Source organism: Pandoraea sp. XY-2, assembly GCF_004193915.1.
GTDB lineage: Bacteria > Pseudomonadota > Gammaproteobacteria > Burkholderiales > Burkholderiaceae > Pandoraea > Pandoraea cepalis.
On sequence record NZ_CP030849.1, the window covers coordinates 3,987,371 to 4,002,836 of the forward strand.

Annotated in this window: 13 protein-coding genes and 2 pseudogenes; 10 read left to right on the plus strand and 5 right to left on the minus strand. The window is 65.3% G+C overall.

All coding sequences use genetic code 11. The features are described 5' to 3' along the window. Nucleotides 1–182 precede the first annotated feature (182 nt). Entirely contained in the window at nt 183–668 is a 486-nt protein-coding gene (locus DRB87_RS17935) for a YajQ family cyclic di-GMP-binding protein (RefSeq protein ID WP_017232736.1), read from the plus strand. A gap of 100 nt (nt 669–768) precedes the next feature. Here DRB87_RS17935 and plsY read toward each other — a convergent pair whose 3' ends face one another. Together plsY and ybaK are read right to left on the minus strand one after the other, a co-directional pair. Beyond that, nucleotides 769–1,377, minus strand: coding sequence for a glycerol-3-phosphate 1-O-acyltransferase PlsY (gene plsY, locus DRB87_RS17940; RefSeq protein ID WP_017232735.1), 609 nt, complete (start codon nt 1,375–1,377; stop codon nt 769–771). A gap of 133 nt (nt 1,378–1,510) precedes the next feature. Then, on the minus strand, nt 1,511–2,005 hold the full coding sequence (ybaK, locus tag DRB87_RS17945; protein WP_130026862.1) for a Cys-tRNA(Pro) deacylase: 495 nt from the start codon (nt 2,003–2,005) through the stop codon (nt 1,511–1,513). A 114-nt stretch (nt 2,006–2,119) separates the two neighbouring features. Here ybaK and DRB87_RS17950 point away from each other — a divergent pair, with 114 nt between their 5' ends. Next, the gene (locus DRB87_RS17950) at nt 2,120–3,685 is read left to right on the plus strand and encodes a class I adenylate-forming enzyme family protein (protein ID WP_130026863.1); all 1,566 of its coding nucleotides are present in this window, start codon (nt 2,120–2,122) and stop codon (nt 3,683–3,685) included. A 109-nt stretch (nt 3,686–3,794) separates the two neighbouring features. Here the strand turns inward: DRB87_RS17950 and xerD are convergent, their stop codons facing one another. After that, on the minus strand, nt 3,795–4,682 hold the full coding sequence (gene xerD / locus DRB87_RS17955; protein WP_240756329.1) for a site-specific tyrosine recombinase XerD: 888 nt from the start codon (nt 4,680–4,682) through the stop codon (nt 3,795–3,797). Nucleotides 4,683–4,780: 98 nt separating this feature from the next. Further along, nucleotides 4,781–6,043, minus strand: coding sequence for a tRNA epoxyqueuosine(34) reductase QueG (gene queG / locus DRB87_RS17960; protein WP_240756050.1), 1,263 nt, complete (start codon nt 6,041–6,043; stop codon nt 4,781–4,783). Nucleotides 6,044–6,060: 17 nt separating this feature from the next. Here queG and tsaE point away from each other — a divergent pair, with 17 nt between their 5' ends. The 3 genes and pseudogenes from tsaE to DRB87_RS23120 all read left to right on the plus strand — a co-directional run. Then, nucleotides 6,061–6,585: a tRNA (adenosine(37)-N6)-threonylcarbamoyltransferase complex ATPase subunit type 1 TsaE gene (gene tsaE / locus DRB87_RS17965; RefSeq protein ID WP_130026865.1), complete on the plus strand. Its 525-nt coding sequence runs from the start codon at nt 6,061–6,063 to the stop codon at nt 6,583–6,585. Further along, the gene (locus DRB87_RS17970) at nt 6,579–8,033 is read left to right on the plus strand and encodes an N-acetylmuramoyl-L-alanine amidase (RefSeq protein ID WP_240756051.1); all 1,455 of its coding nucleotides are present in this window, start codon (nt 6,579–6,581) and stop codon (nt 8,031–8,033) included. The genes tsaE and DRB87_RS17970 overlap by 7 nt, the downstream gene beginning before the upstream one ends. A gap of 8 nt (nt 8,034–8,041) precedes the next feature. After that, nucleotides 8,042–8,116: pseudogene (locus DRB87_RS23120) on the plus strand (IS3 family transposase); the annotation flags it as partial. Between the two features lie 101 nt (nt 8,117–8,217). On the opposite strand, the gene DRB87_RS17975 reads toward DRB87_RS23120, so the two are convergent. Further along, nucleotides 8,218–8,886, minus strand: coding sequence for a VTT domain-containing protein (locus DRB87_RS17975; RefSeq protein WP_017232728.1), 669 nt, complete (start codon nt 8,884–8,886; stop codon nt 8,218–8,220). Nucleotides 8,887–9,239: 353 nt separating this feature from the next. Between DRB87_RS17975 and mutL the strand changes: the two are divergent. From mutL to DRB87_RS18000, 5 genes and pseudogenes are all read left to right on the plus strand, one after another. Continuing rightward, nucleotides 9,240–11,194: pseudogene (gene mutL / locus DRB87_RS17980) on the plus strand (DNA mismatch repair endonuclease MutL). A gap of 7 nt (nt 11,195–11,201) precedes the next feature. Then, complete coding sequence (miaA, locus tag DRB87_RS17985; RefSeq protein ID WP_130026867.1) at nt 11,202–12,149, plus strand: tRNA (adenosine(37)-N6)-dimethylallyltransferase MiaA; 948 nt, start codon at nt 11,202–11,204, stop codon at nt 12,147–12,149. A 233-nt stretch (nt 12,150–12,382) separates the two neighbouring features. After that, on the plus strand, nt 12,383–13,258 hold the full coding sequence (locus DRB87_RS17990) for an ABC transporter permease (protein WP_130026868.1): 876 nt from the start codon (nt 12,383–12,385) through the stop codon (nt 13,256–13,258). Nucleotide 13,259: 1 nt separating this feature from the next. Further along, nucleotides 13,260–14,312 (plus strand): ABC transporter ATP-binding protein, encoded by a 1,053-nt coding sequence (locus DRB87_RS17995; protein ID WP_130026869.1) that lies wholly within the window; start codon nt 13,260–13,262, stop codon nt 14,310–14,312. A gap of 76 nt (nt 14,313–14,388) precedes the next feature. After that, nucleotides 14,389–15,453: an extracellular solute-binding protein gene (locus tag DRB87_RS18000; RefSeq protein ID WP_130026870.1), complete on the plus strand. Its 1,065-nt coding sequence runs from the start codon at nt 14,389–14,391 to the stop codon at nt 15,451–15,453. The last annotated feature ends 13 nt before the right edge of the window (nt 15,454–15,466 follow it).

The window sequence follows — 15,466 nt, forward strand, 5'->3', positions numbered from 1 at the left end:
GCGACGGCTGAATTACAATGTCGGGCGAAAGAATTTTGCTCGCCATTATAGCGGCCACGCGGCCGAGGTTCGCGCTGCCCGCATGACCCAGTCGTCCCGGACGGGTGCGCCGGCGCCACGGTCCGCCGTGCGCCACGCCCGGCGTGCCATTTCACGAACCCTTTACCTTTCAGGAGAGCCAGATGCCATCGTTCGACGTGGTTAGCGAAGCCAACATGATTGAAGTCAAGAACGCCATCGAGCAGGCCAACAAGGAAATCTCGACACGATTCGACTTCAAGGGATCGGACTCGCGAATCGAGCACAAGGAGCAGGAACTTACGCTGTTCGCCGACGACAACTTCAAGCTCGAGCAAGTCACGCAGGTGCTCATCAGCAAGATGGCCAAGCGCAACGTGGACGTGCGCTTCCTCGACTACGGCAAGGTCGAGAAGATCAGCGGCGACAAGGTCAAGCAGGTCGTCAAGGTGAAGAAAGGCGTCGAAGGCGATCTGGCCAAGAAGATCGTGCGCGTGATCAAGGACAGCAAGATGAAGGTGCAGGCGAGCATCCAGGGCGACAGCGTGCGCATCGCGGGCGCCAAGCGCGACGACCTGCAAAGCGCCATGGCCCTGCTGCGCAAGGACGTGACCGACACCCCGCTCGACTTCAACAACTTCCGCGACTGACCGACGCGCGCCGCAGACAAGCAAAACCCGCAGACTCGCTGCGGGTTTTGTCATGGTCCAGGCCGTGCCGGGTTCGGGCCGCGCCGATGTAACGCCGGCCTTACTTCGCCTTCTTCTGCCCGATGCGGCTTTCCTTGCCCGCCATCAGCTTGCCGATGTTGGCGCGGTGCCGGTAGACCAGCAAGATCGCCATGACGATCACCGCTGGGGCGTACGGTCCGAAGCCCGACATGAACACGTAGTAAAGCGGTGCGAACACCGCCGCCACCAGTGCCGCGAGCGACGAATAGCGGAAGAAGATCGCGATGATGAGCCAGGTTGCGAGCACGGCAAGCCCCAGCACCGGATGGATGGCGAACAGGACGCCGGCCGCCGTCGCTACGCCCTTGCCGCCGGCAAAGCGCAGAAACACCGGGTACAGATGGCCCATGAAGACCGCGAGGGCCACGGCCGCCAGTCCGAAGTCACCTACACCCCACGTATCGGCGAAGCGTTGCGCAAGATAGACTGCAAGCCAACCCTTGAGGGCGTCGCCGATCAGCGTGAGCACGGCGGCCTTCTTGTTGCCGGAGCGCAGCACGTTCGTGGCGCCCGGGTTGCCCGAGCCATAACTGCGCGGGTCGGCGAGACCCATCGTGCGGCTGACGATCACCGCAAACGGCAACGAGCCGATCAGATACGCGAGAACGATAAAAACCAGTGTGGCCATGAACTTCGAGCGTGAGCAGAATGTGTAATGGCCGCCATTCTACTTGACGCGCTCCGTCCCTCCATTCTGGCAACCACGGGGTTGCGCCGGGATCGTATCGATCGGACAGGCGCAGGCCGCCGTGCCGTGGCGTCTACTCGTCGCTCAGCGCACACGACACCGGCTTGGCCGCTAGCGTATTGAGCAGCACCTGCGGGGCGATGCCGACGAGATACCCGCGTCGCCCGCCGTTGATGAATATGCGCGGCAGATCGAGAATCGACGCCTCCACATACACGGTCATCGCGCGCTTCGTACCGAACGGCGACGTGCCGCCCACCAAGTAACCCGAATGACGCTGGGCGACCTCAGGCTTGCAGGGCTCCACGCGCTTGGCGCCGATCTGGCGCGCGAGGTTCTTGGTCGAGACGGTCCGGTCGCCGTGCATGAGGACGATCAGCGGCCGGGACTTCTCGTCTTCCATGACGAGCGTCTTGACAACCGCATGCTCGTGCACGCCCAACTGGCGTGCCGATTCGCCGGTCCCGCCATGCTCGACGTACTCGTAGACATGTTCGGTGAAGGCCACTTTCTTTTGCTTCAGAAACTGCGTGGCCGGCGTTTCCGAGACGTGTTTGGTCTTGCTCATGGGCGCCTATTGTAATGAAACGGCCAAGGACTGCGGTCCCGGAATGCGCGCACCGCCGTCATCCTCGACGGCTTGTGCGATGCTCGATGACGGCGAGCGCATTACAATGCCGGCATGTCAGCCTTTCCCGCCCCCTCTCATCCGGACACCTTCGCCGCCGGCTTGCTCGCGAATCTGCCCGCACGCATCGACACGCTGCCCGCGCGGATCGCCGCGCAAGCGCCCACGCGCATTGCCCTGATCGACGACTTCAGCCGTCTCACCTATGGGGCACTGGCGAACACCGTGAGCGCCTGCACCGAGCGCCTGCGCGCGCACGGCGTGCGGGGCGGCGATCGCGTGATGATCGTCGGTGAGAACGGCATCGCGTATGTGGTACTGCTGCTCGCCGTGGCAGCCCTCGACGCCTGGCCGCTGCTGTGCAACGCGCGGCTCTGCGCCGCGGAATTGAACGCCATTCGCGATCATGCGCAGCCGCGCTGCGCGATCTACACCGTCGATGCCTCGCCCGATGCCGCCGCGCACGCCCGGGTGGACGCCGCCAAGGTCGCCTGGACTGACCTCGCGCTCGGCGCCATTGCGGTGTCCGACATCGACCCCGATAGCGCCGCCGAGCCGGTGCAGACCGATCCGGCGCTGCAATGCGCGGCGCTCATCTACACGACGGGCACGACCGGCACGCCCAAGGGCGTTCGTCTCTCGCATCGCAACCTGATGTTCATCGCCGCGGTGTCGAGCGCGCTGCGCCGCGTCGGTGCCGACGATATCGCCTACGGCGTGCTGCCGATCTCGCATGTCTATGGCCTGACGTCGGTGTGTCTGGGCACGCTGTACGCTGGCGGCACGCTGCGGCTGGCCGCGCGCTTTGCCCCCGAAGCCGTGCTCGATTCGCTCGCCCACGACGGGCTGACGATCCTGCAAGGGGTGCCCGCGATGCACGCCCGCCTGATGGCCTATGTGCCGGCGCAGAACCGGGCGCTCATCGCACCGCGGCTGCGCTTCGTCTACTCGGGCGGCTCGCCCCTCGATGCGGCGCTCAAGGCGCGTGCCGAAGCGTTCTATGGCCTGCCGATTCACAACGGGTATGGGTTGACGGAGAGTAGCCCGACCGTCTCGCAAACGCTGCTCGACGCCCCGCGCGACGACTGCGCCGTGGGGCCGGCGATCCCCGGCGTGACGGTCCGTATTGTCGATCGCGACGGGCATGACCTGCCCGATGGTGACGTTGGCGAACTCTGGGTGCGGGGTCCTAACGTAATGCTCGGGTACTACCGTGCCCCGGCATTGACGGCGGCGGCCGTGACCGACGACGGCTGGCTGCGCACCGGCGATCTGGCGCGTCGCACCGCAGACGGCGCGCTCTTCCTCGCGGGACGCGCCAAGGAACTCATCATCCACTCCGGCTTCAATGTTTATCCGCTCGAAGTCGAGCAGGCGCTGGCGAGCCATCCGGATGTGCTGCAAGCGGCCGTCCTCGGACGTCCCGACGAGGAGAACGAGCAGGTGATCGCGTTCGTGGAGGCGCGCCCGGGACATGCCATCGACGTCGCGGCACTGGCCGCGTGGGCGGCGACGCGGCTCGCACCGTACAAGCGTCCGGCGCAGATTCGGGTGCTCGATGCCCTGCCCGCCGCGTCGACGGGCAAGGTGCTCAAGCACAAGCTCAAGGCGTTGCTTTGAAGTTTGATGGCGCGGCGGCGTCGCTCGCCTACCGCGCCGGCCTTGCTTGCCGTACACGCGGCCCACGTGGCCCACGTGGCCCACGCAGCACGCGCTTCACACACAGCGCTCACCCGCGCGGATGATGCTGTGCGTGCAGCGACTTGAGGCGTTCGCGCGCGACGTGCGTGTAGATCTGTGTGGTGGAGATGTCGGCGTGGCCGAGCAACAACTGCACCACACGCAGATCCGCGCCGTGATTGATCAGATGCGTCGCGAAGGCATGACGCAGCGTATGCGGTGAGAGCGGCGCACGAATGTCCGCCTGCAACGCATAGCGCTTGATCAGATACCAGAACGCCTGGCGCGTCATCCCCTGGCCGCGTTGCGTGACGAACAGCGTGTCGCAGGCGCGACCGGCCAGCAGCACCCCTCGACTCTGCGCCAGATAACGCGTGAGCCACGCGTTGGCCTCTTCGCCGAACGGCACCAGCCGCTCCTTAGCGCCCTTGCCGAAGATGCGCAGCACGCCCTCGTTCAATCCCACTTCAATCGTCTTGAGCGCGACCAGTTCCGAAACGCGCAGACCGCTCGCGTACATCAATTCGAGCATCGCGCGATCGCGCAACCCAAGCGGCTGGGCCAGATCGGGGGCGGCCAGCAATGCTTCGACCTGCGCCTCCGACAATGTCGAGGGCAACCGCTGGGCACGCTTGGCCGATGCGATGCGCAAACACGGGTCCTGGTGCACGACATGGTCGCGCAGCGCCCATTGATAGAACCGTTTGAAGACCGACAGACGACGATTGACGCTGCTCGCCAGACTCTCACGGCGCCACGCGAGATAGGCGGCGAGCGCCGCCTCGTCCACGCCATCGAGCGAAGTCTCGCGCTTGGCGGCGAGCCATTGCGCGAAGAGACGCAAATCCCGTCGGTAAGCGTCGAGCGTATTGCGAGAGAGGCCGTCTTCGAGCCAGATCGTGTCGCAGAACTGGTCGATGAGCGTGACACTGCGCACATAGGTCGCGCCCTCGGGGGCGAAGGCTAGCGGCGCCGACGGATCATCGAGATTGTCGACGTCGGTGAGGTCCTCGCTCGCGGGGTGGGTGCCTGGGGTCAAGCTGCGGCTCCTTCCTGGGCCAGCGCCCATTCGACATGCTCGCGCACCAACGCCGATGGGTGATCGCGTCGCGCGAGCAACGCATCGCGCAGCGGCGCGCGCGCGGCGGCATCTGCCGAGTCGCGCAGCGCATTGCCGAGCCCCACGGCCAGATTGCGCAACCATCGCTCATGACCAATACGACGAATAGGGCTGCCGGCCAGCTTATCCATGAATTCCGTTTCGCTCCAGGCGAACAGTTCCACGAGCGAGGCGCTATCGAGCCGGTTGCGCGGAGCGAAATCGGCGAGCGGCGACGGCTGTGCAAACTTGTTCCACGGGCAGTAGAGCTGGCAATCGTCGCAGCCATAGATGCGATTGCCCATCTTCGCGCGCAAATTCTCGGGAATCGCGCCCTTGTGCTCAATCGTCAGATACGACACGCACAACCGCGCATCGACGCGAAACGCTTCGGTGATGGCGCCGGTCGGACAAACGTCGCGGCATCGCTGACATTGCCCGCAGTGCTCGCCCGGTTGCAGGCGGTGCCCCGTTGCCTTGCCTTGCACCTCGCTCGGCGTGCTGAGCGCATCGGCATCCACCGGCAGCGGCACGTCGACAAAGATTTCGCCGAGAAAGAAGAGCGACCCCGCGTCGCGCGAGAGCAGCAGGGTGTGCTTGCCGCGCCAGCCCAGCCCGGCCTTCTGCGCGAGTTCGACTTCGAGCACCGGGGCCGAATCGGTGAATGCGCGGTAGCCGAACGGCCCGATGGCCTGGGTAATGCGTTCGGCCAGTTGTTGCAGCCGATGGCGCATGACCTTGTGATAGTCGCGTCCGCGCGCATAGATCGACACGACCGCCTCGGCAGGCATCGCCGCGCGCGCGGTTTCACGCTCGCGCCAGCTCGCCATGTCGGTGTCGTTCGGAAGATAGTTCATGCGTGCGCTGATGACGCGCACCGTGCCGGGAACCAGCTCCGCGGGCCGCGCGCGCTTCATGCCGTGCGCCGCCATGTAGTCCATATCGCCATGACAGCCGTCGTCGAGCCACTGTTGCAGCCCCGCTTCGGCGTGCGAGAGATCGATGTCCGTGATGCCGACCCGGCCAAAACCGAGTTCGCTCGCCCATGCGCGAATCTGACCGGCAAGCACGGCCAAGTCCCCGGCATCGAGGGCGGGAGACGTCGCATTGTCGCGCGAGGACGACACTTCCGAGGCATTCGGAGGTGCCGCCGACTCGACTTGTGCGGCGGTAGCGGGGAAAATCACGGAAGCTTTCATCGACTCCATTTTACGCAATGCCCGATACATCGACGCCGACGCCTCTGGGCGAGCGCATCTTCGCGCTGCCGGACGAAGCCGCCACCGAGGCCTTCGCCGCAGCGCTCGCGCGCGCCATCGTGGCACGCGCGGCGCACACCGACCCGGCGCATGCGGGACTGCACGTGCAGCTCTCGGGCGACCTCGGTGCAGGGAAAACCACGCTCGTGCGTGCCCTGCTGCGCGCGCTGGGCCATACCGGACGCGTCAAAAGTCCCACGTATGCATTGTGTGAACCTTACAACATCGACACACCACAAGGCGTGTTGCCGGTCTATCATTTCGACCTGTATCGCTTCGCCGATCCGGCCGAATGGCACGACACGGGCTTTCGGGAGCACTTTGCAGGCGACGCCCTGTGCCTCGTCGAGTGGCCGGAGAAAGCCGAAGGTCTCCTGGGCACCCCCGATTTGGGCCTTTGGCTGGAACCTGTCGGCAACAGCCGCCGTCTGACGACGAGCGCCTACACGCCGGCCGGTCTTGCTTGCCTGAACTCATGCTGATCAAACGCTTTAGCCGTACCGATGACGCCTCATCGCCCAATGCCGGCCGCCGCCGTGCATTGCGCGCCGGCGCCTCGACACTCATCCTCGCCCTCACCGGCCCGCGTCTCGCCTTCGCCAACGCCATCGTGGCGGTGCGCGTCTGGCCGGCCAAGGACTACACACGCGTCACGCTGGAGACCGACAACCCGGTCAAGTTCCAGCAGCAGCTTATGGCGAGTCCGAACCGCTTCGTCATCGATCTCGACGAAGTGGATCTGAGCCCGGCGCTGCGCGATCTCGTGTCAAAGATCCAACCCAACGACCCGCAGATCATGCAGGTGCGCGTGGGGCAGTTCAAACCCGGCGTCGTGCGCATGGTGTTCGATCTGAAGGCCGGCGTGAAGCCACAATCCTTCACGTTGCCGCCGGTCGCGGGTTACAAGTACCGCACCGTGTTCGACCTGTATCCGGCGGTCGAGCCCGACCCGCTCATGGAACTGCTCGCCAAGTCCAGCCACAAGGCCGAGGCATTGGCGCAGAACACACCGCCCGCTCAGCCCTCGAACCCGTCGTCGGGCACGGGCACGCCGAGCACGGAGGAGAGCGAAGCGTTCTTTCAGCGTTACGCGCAACGTGAGCCTGGCCCGCGCGTCTCGCGCCCGCCGGCGCCCTCGGCCACGGACAGAATGCCGTCGCTCGCTCAGCGCAACGACGACGGGCTGCTCACGCCGCCGTCACGCGGACCGAAGACCGCCCGCCTGCTCACCATCGCCCTCGATCCCGGCCATGGCGGAGAAGACCCGGGCGCGATCGGCAGCAGCGGCACCTACGAGAAAGTGGTGGTGCTGCAGATCGCGAAGCGGCTGCGCGAGAAGATCGATGCGCAACCCAATATGCGGGTGATGATGACGCGCGACGCCGACTTCTTCGTGCCGCTCGGCGTGCGGGTGCAGAAGGCGCGCCGCGTGGACGCCGACCTGTTCATGTCGATTCACGCCGATGCGTTCACCTCGCCGTCGGCGAACGGGGCGTCGGTATTCGCCTTGTCCGAGCGTGGCGCCACGAGTGCGACGGCACGTCTGCTCGAAAAGACGCAAAACGCGTCCGATCTGATCGGCGGCGTCAACATCAAGACCAACGACCGCGCCGTAGCGCATGCGTTGCTCGATATGTCGACAACGGCGCAGATCCGTGACAGCAAGGTTTTCGGCACGGCGCTGCTCGCCGAGATCGGGACCGTCGCGGACCGGCTGCACAGCAAGCACGTCGAACAGGCGGCCTTCGCGGTGCTCAAGGCCCCCGACATCCCGTCGGTGCTCGTCGAGACGGCCTTCATCAGCAACCCCAAGGAAGAGCAGGCGCTGAACGATCCGGCCTACCAGGAGCGGCTCGCCGATGCGCTGCTCAAGGGCATCAAGGCCTACTTCGCCAAGAATCCGCCCCTCGCGAAGAATCGGACGGCCTGACGGCCCGCAACCACGATCGCATCAAGCTCAAACTAAAAGGGCTGAGTCCTGTGCAGTACAGAACTCAGCCCTTAACGGCATAACTTTCCCGTCCAACTTTACGGGGTCTGTTCAGACCCGGACGCGCCATTTTTCATTGCGCCTGCGAGGTGGCTGCCTGTCCTGATCAGCCCGACAGCCGACCTTACTCGCCCTGGCCCTGCGCCACACGGCGACGACCGCGCGTGACCAGTTTCCAGAGCGCGCCGAGTGCGATCGGCACCACCGCTGCCGAAATGCCCACCAGCACGATGACGTTCAGGTATTGCTTGACGATCGGCAGGTTGCCGAACAGGTAACCGCCGCCCACGAGCAGCGTCACCCAGATCAGGGCGCCGAGCAAGTTGTAGAGCTGGAAGCGCACCCACGACATGGCCGACACCCCCGCCACGAACGGCGCGAACGTCCGCACGATCGGCACGAAACGCGCAATCACAATGGTCTTGCCGCCGTGATGCTCGTAGAAGTCGTGGGTCTTGCGCAAGGCGTCGCGATCGAGAAAACGCCAGTTCTTCTCGTACACACGCGGCCCGATCTTCGATCCGATCCAGAAGTTGAGCGTGTTGCCGGTCACTGCCGCAATGAAGAGCAGTACGCCGAGCAACCACGGATCCATCGCACCGGTCGCCGCAAATGCGCCGCCAATGAACAGCAGGGAATCACCCGGAAGGAACGGAAAGAGCACCAGCCCCGTTTCCACGAACACGATCATGAACAGGAACAGATACACCCAGTTTCCGTATTGATCGATAAACACCCCCAGATGTTTATCGATGTGGAGCACCATCTCCACCAATTGCACCAAAGTATCCAAGTCGATTCCTCAAGATAAAGGACGCCGGCCCGTCCCTGCGGGCACGCGACGAACGCATGATACCAGCGCAAACGTCGGGCGTCGTGTCGTGCCCGTGACGGTCGGCGCCGACCGTCACGGGTATGTCGAATCCATGGTCCAGCCCACAACCCTCCCATGACAGGAATGAGTTGTGCTGCTACGGGCGCCGTTGCGGGTATTGCCCGCTGAAACCTGGCTCGACCTATGTCTTTGAGGGCAACCTTTATAATGGTTCCCATGTCTGCGACCCCGACCTCCTCCCCCCTGCACACGACCCGGCCGGCGTGCCCGACCCTACCGGCACCGAGGCCCCTGAACGCCGCCCCGGCCCCATGCCGGCAGGCCTCGCGCCGCTGCGCGCCATCCAGGTCCTTCCCGACCAGCTGATCAGCCAGATCGCCGCGGGCGAGGTGGTGGAACGCCCCGCGTCCGTCGTCAAGGAATTGCTCGAGAACGCCCTGGATGCCGGGGCCCGCGCACTCCAGATCAAGCTCGAAGAAGGCGGCGTACGCCGCATCGCCATCACCGACGACGGCGGCGGCATGTCCGCCGAACAATTGCCGCTGGCGCTCACGCGTCACGCGACGAGCAAGATTCGCTCGCTCGACGAACTCGAATCGGTGCTTACGTTGGGGTTCCGTGGGGAAGCGCTCGCTTCCATCGCGTCGGTGGCCCAGCTCACGTTGTCGAGCCGCCAGGCCGATGCGCCGCACGCGAGCGCCATCGACGGCAACACCGGTGCGTTGACCCCCGCCGCAGGCCCGGTGGGCACGACGGTCGACGTTCGCGACCTGTACTTCAACACCCCCGCGCGGCGCAAATTCCTGAAGACCGAGCAGACCGAGTTCGGTCATTGCATGGACGTTATTCGCCGCAGCGCGCTCGCGCGTCCCGACGTGGGCTTCTCGATCCTGCACAACAACCGGGCGGTGGAGCACTGGAACGCGTCCGATGCCGCGACGCGCGTCACGCGCGTGCTCGGCAACGACTTTGCCGGCGCGCATCTGGCGCTGGACGAGGGGGCCGCCGAGTTGCGCCTGTCGGGCTTCGTCGGTTTGCCGACCGCCAGCCGTGGGCGCGCCGACCAGCAGTATTTCTTCGTGAACGGCCGTTTCGTGCGCGACAAGCTGCTCACCCACGCGGTACGCGCGGCCTATGAAGACGTGCTTCACGGCGACCGCTATCCGGCCTACGTGCTGTATTTCGAACTGCCGCCGCAATTGGTCGACGTCAATGTCCACCCCTCGAAGATCGAAGTGCGGTTTCGCGATGCCCGCAGCGTCCACCAGTTCGTATTCCACGTCGTACAACGCGCACTGGCCCGCGCGGCGGGCAGTGGCGGCGCGACGCACGCCGCCCACCTGACCGACGGCGGTGGTCTTGCCGCGGGGCCGGGTGCCACCTTGGGGGCGGCGGCAGCGGCATGATGGCTGCGCGCCCGGCCGGAGGGATCGGCGGCGGCAGCAGTTGGAATCCCCGCATGCAGCAAGGCACGCTGCCGATGGCGCAACCGCTGTCCGTCTACGACAACTTGTTCGGACGCGCCGCGCCCCCCGCACCGCGCCCGTATGGTCAGCCGGGCGTCACGGATGTGCCCCCGCCGCCGTATGGCCATGCCGGGGCGACGCAAGGCGACACGGCACTCACCGGCAGCGACACCCTGCCGGCAGGCGCCGGCGGCAGCGCCGACGCCATGGCGCTGGAACAACCGCTCGGCTTCGCCCTCGGCCAATTGCACGGCATCTACATCCTCGCGCAGAACGCCTATGGCCTGGTGCTCGTCGACATGCACGCGGCCCACGAGCGCATTCTCTACGAACGTTTCAAGCAGGCGCTCGTGGAACGCAGCGTGCCGGTGCAGCCACTGCTGATTCCCGTGACGTTCTTCGCCGACCCGGTGGAAATCGGCACGACGCAAGAGCATCAGGAAACGCTCACCGCGCTGGGCTTCGACCTCGCGGCGATGTCGCCGACCACGCTCGCCGTGCGCGCCATTCCCGCCCTGCTCGACGGCGCCGACGTGCAAGCGCTGGCGCGCGCTGTGCTCGCGGACCTACGTCAGTACGGCGGTTCGCGCGTGCTCACGGAACGTCAGCATGAACTGCTCGGCACGCTCGCGTGCCACACGGCGGTGCGTGCGAATCGACGGCTCACGCACGAAGAGATGAACGCGCTGCTGCGCCAGATGGAAGCGACCGAGCGCGCCGATCAGTGCAATCACGGACGTCCCACCTGGTACCAGCTCACGCTCGGCGATCTCGACAAGTTGTTCATGCGGGGACGTTGAGCCGGTCATGACGTCATCTCCTCCGATCGTCTGCCTGCTGGGCCCGACGGCATCCGGCAAGACCGCCGCCGCCCTTGCGCTGGCGCAGGACACCCCGCTCGAGATCATCAGCGTCGACTCCGCGCTCGTCTATCGTGAGATGGACATCGGCACGGCCAAGCCGAGCGCGGCCGAGCTGGCCGCCGTTCCCCATCACCTGATCGACATCATCGATCCGCGCGACGCCTATTCGGCCGCGCAATTCCGGGAAGACACGCTGCGTCTCGTCGACGAGATTGCCGCGCGCGGACGCCGGCCGCTGCTCGTCGGCGGCACGATGCTGTACTACAAGGCGCTCACGCAAGGCCTCTCGCCGCTACCGTCGGCCAACGCCGACGTGCGTGCCCAACTCGACGAGGACGCCGCGCGCGAGGGCTGGCCAGCCATGCATGCACGGCTGGCGAGCGTCGATCCGTCGACGGCCGCCCGCCTCGCGCCGAATGACGCACAGCGCATTCAACGCGCGCTGGAAATCTTCGTGCTGTCGGGCAAACCGATGTCGCAATGGCTTGCCGAAGAAGCTCGGGCACCTGCCGCGCCACCGCCACATACCTTCGTGCCGGTGGCGCTGGAGCCGGGCGAGCGCGCGGTGCTTCACGCACGCATTGCCGAACGGTTTCGTCTGATGCTCGCGGCCGGGTTCATCGAAGAAGTCGAACACCTGCGCGCACGCGGCGATCTCGACCCGGGCCTGCCGTCCATGCGCTGTGTCGGCTACCGGCAGGTATGGGAATACCTCGACGGCGAGATCGATTACGACACGATGCGAGACAAGGGCATCTTCGCGACGCGCCAGTTGTGCAAGCGTCAGCTCACTTGGCTGCGCTCGATGCCCGAGCGCCACATCGTCGACTGCACGGCCGCCCACGCCCTGCAACACGCCATCGACGCCGTACGCGCGCTCTGGCAGGTCTGAGCGCATCGCCATCCCTTTGGTCCGCCTCGCTGATCGTCCGGCGAGGCGTTCTGTGCCCGCGTGCGTCGCACGCGGCGAAACCCGCATCGCCTTATCGCCCCAGCCGTCTCCAGCCTCCGTTGAAACCCTGACAGCTTTCCGGTTTGCACGACGATTTTGATATGCTAATTTGCATATCAACGTTTCGTTCAATGCAAATTTGCATCGGATCCACGATACCGGGAAGGACGCCAATGACGCAGACTTCGATGGAGCCAAGTGGGATGGCGGGTGACGGGCTGCGGCGGCCGACCGGCGGCGCGCGACGCGTGCCCGTCGCGAAATGGGCGGTGCGCGCCGGGATCACGCTGATCTATCTGTTCATGCTCAGCCCGCTGATCTTCGTCATCTGGCTGAGCTTCTTCAAAGACGCGATCATCACGTTCCCGCCGAGCGGCTACACGCTCTCGTGGTATTTGAACGCCTGGCGCAACGCCGCGTTTGCCGACGGCTTCCTGCTCTCGCTCCAACTCGCCGCCTGCGCGGCCATCGGCGGTGTAATCCTCGGTGTCGCCGCCTCTCTCGCCCTCGCGCGTTATCGCTTTCCCGGCCGCCGTACGCTCGGCAATGTGCTGCTGTTGCCGCTCGTGGTCCCGGGCATCGTCGCGGGCATCGCGACTTACCTTTTCTATCTGCGCGCCGAAAACGCGCTCGACATGGACATCGTCGGCACCTTCGGCGGACTCGTGATCGCGCACGTCTGCCTGACCATTCCGTGGACGATGCGTCTCGTGGGCGCGAGCCTTGCACAGATCGACGGCACCATCGAGGAAGCCGCCCGCAATCTCGGCGCAGGCCCGTGGCGCACACTGTGGCGCGTCACATTGCCGATGTTGCGCCCCGCCGTCGTGGCGGCCGGACTGTTCAGCTTCATCGTGTCGTTCGAGAACCTCGAACTCACGTTGCCGCTGGTCGGACCAGGCAAAACCACCTTGCCCATCGCGATCATGCAGTACCTCGAATTCAACCTCGATCCGACGATTGCTGCCGTCTCCGCGGCGCAGATCGTCCTGCTCGGCATCGTCATGCTGATCACCGATCGCTTCGTCAAACTCAGCCAGGTAATCTGACATGGCCAACGTCTCGTTGCGCAGCCTGCGCAAGCAATACGGCAACGCCGCCGCCGTGGCGGACTTCTCGCTGGAAATTGCCGACGGCGAACTCGTCGCCTTCCTTGGCCCGAGCGGCTGCGGCAAGACCACAACGCTGCGCATGGTCGCGGGCTTCGTCGAGCCGACGGCCGGCGAAATCTGGATCGGCGGCAAGGAGGTCTCGCGCCTGCCCGCACATCGACGCAACACCGGCATGGTGTTCCAGCGTTACGCGCTCTTTCCGCACATGACCGTGGCAGAGAACGTGGCGTTCGGCCTCGAGATGCGGCACGTGTCGAGTGCCGAGCGCGTTACGCGGATTCGCGAAGCGCTCGATATGGTGCGTCTCACGTCGCTCGCGGATCGCTATCCGCGCCAGCTCTCCGGCGGTCAACAGCAGCGTGTGGCGATTGCCCGCGCACTGGCGATTCGTCCCGACGTGTTTCTGCTCGACGAACCGCTGTCCAACCTCGACGCCAAGCTGCGCACCGAAGTGCGCGAAGAGATCCGCGCCTTGCAGCGACGGCTCGGCCTGACGACGATCTTCGTCACTCACGATCAGGAAGAAGCGCTGGCGATTGCCGACCGCCTGGCCGTGATGCACGACGGCTGCGTGCAGCAGATCGGCACCGCCGATGCGCTCTACGAGCGCCCGGCCAATCCATTCGTCGCGAACTTTCTCGGCAAGATGAATTTCCTCGCCGGGCGGATGACCGACGGCCATTTCGTGACCGCCAAAGGCGAGCGCCTGGCGTTGCCGAGCGCCGCCCCCGACGCCACGACGCTCGGCATTCGCCCCGAGCGCCTGCGCCTGAGCGACACGCCTGTGCACAACGAAACGGCCATGCCGGTCACGGTCGATCAGACGATCTATCTCGGTTCCACGCTCGAACTCCGTCTGAAGAGTCCGCAGGGCGAGATGCTCGTCGCGCACGTGCAGAACACCGCACGCGACGACGTCGGCCGCTATGCCCCGGGCCGCGCCCTCAACGCATGCTTTGCCAGCACCGATTGCCTGTTTTTCAACGCCTGACGACACTGCCTCACTTCCACCCGCTTCGGCCCATGTATTGGCCAACCTCGTGGCCAACGTTTTGAAGGATGACGACATGACGCACGCCCTGAACCGCCGCTCGTTTCTGAAGACCGCCTCCGGTCTGGTGATCGCCCCCGCGCTCGGCCTCGATGCACTCTCGGCACACGCTGCCGCCGCCTGCCCGAACGTGGTCGTCGGCACCTGGGGCGGCGACTATCTGAATCTTCTCGAACAGAACATCGGCAAGCCGATCATCGAGGCCGCCGGCGGCAAGGTCACATACGACTCGGCCGGTCAGGTCGAGCGCATGACGAAACTGCGCGCCGAGAAGGCGTCTCGACGCGGCTCGCTCGACGTCGCCTGCCTGGCCGATCTCGATATGTACGACATCAACCGCTCGGGCATTCTCGAAGCGGTCGACGCCAAGCTCGTCCCGAATCTGGCGAATGCGCTGGAGGCGCTGCGCCGTCCGTACTCGATCCCGCACATCTTCAGCGCGATGGTGATCGTCTACAACCCGGAGAAGCTCGGCACGAAGCCCGACTCATTCACCGCCGCACTCGATCCCAAACTCAAGGGCCGTGTAGGTTTCTCGGACATTCTCTACAACTTCAACGTGGTGAGCAGCTCGCTCGCGGCCGGCCATAAGGATGGCGACATGGCCGGGGGTGTGCAATTCCTGCGCGAGTTGCGCAAGACGCAGCAGCCCAAGGTCTATCCGTCGAACGAAGCCGTGGCGTCGGCGCTCAAGAGCGGCGACATCTGGTTCACCTGCATGTGGAAAGCGCGCGCGCTGCAATGGAAGAAAGCGGGCGTGCCGATCGATTACGTGGTGCCCAAGGAAGGCGCCGTGCCGGTAACGTTCGAAGCCGCCGTGCCGAAGAATTCGCAGTCCAAGCTGTGTGGCTTCAACTACCTGAACGCGATGCTCGATCCGCGCGCCCAGATCGGCTTTGCGGAGACGATGGGCTATGCGCCGACCGTGACGAACGCGAATCTGCCGCCGTCGCTGCAGGAAAGCGTGGGCTTCACCCGCGCCGAACTCGATCGCATGGTCAAGCTCGATTACGCCCGCTTCACCGCCGACAAGCCCGCCCTGCTCGACTTCTGGAACAAGGAATTCAAGGTGGGCCTGTGAGCGTCGCCGACAC

Bases quoted from the DNA above. Each gene is read 5' to 3' on its own strand.
- DRB87_RS17935 (WP_017232736.1), top strand. From the start codon at position 183: ATGCCATCGTTCGACGTGGTTAGCGAAGCCAACATGATTGAAGTCAAG.
- plsY (WP_017232735.1), bottom strand. From the start codon at position 1,377: ATGGCCACACTGGTTTTTATCGTTCTCGCGTATCTGATCGGCTCGTTG.
- ybaK (WP_130026862.1), bottom strand. From the start codon at position 2,005: ATGAGCAAGACCAAACACGTCTCGGAAACGCCGGCCACGCAGTTTCTG.
- DRB87_RS17950 (WP_130026863.1), top strand. From the start codon at position 2,120: ATGTCAGCCTTTCCCGCCCCCTCTCATCCGGACACCTTCGCCGCCGGC.
- queG (WP_240756050.1), bottom strand. From the start codon at position 6,043: ATGAAAGCTTCCGTGATTTTCCCCGCTACCGCCGCACAAGTCGAGTCG.
- tsaE (WP_130026865.1), top strand. From the start codon at position 6,061: ATGCCCGATACATCGACGCCGACGCCTCTGGGCGAGCGCATCTTCGCG.
- DRB87_RS17970 (WP_240756051.1), top strand. From the start codon at position 6,579: ATGCTGATCAAACGCTTTAGCCGTACCGATGACGCCTCATCGCCCAAT.
- miaA (WP_130026867.1), top strand. From the start codon at position 11,202: ATGACGTCATCTCCTCCGATCGTCTGCCTGCTGGGCCCGACGGCATCC.
- DRB87_RS17990 (WP_130026868.1), top strand. From the start codon at position 12,383: ATGACGCAGACTTCGATGGAGCCAAGTGGGATGGCGGGTGACGGGCTG.
- DRB87_RS17995 (WP_130026869.1), top strand. From the start codon at position 13,260: ATGGCCAACGTCTCGTTGCGCAGCCTGCGCAAGCAATACGGCAACGCC.
- DRB87_RS18000 (WP_130026870.1), top strand. From the start codon at position 14,389: ATGACGCACGCCCTGAACCGCCGCTCGTTTCTGAAGACCGCCTCCGGT.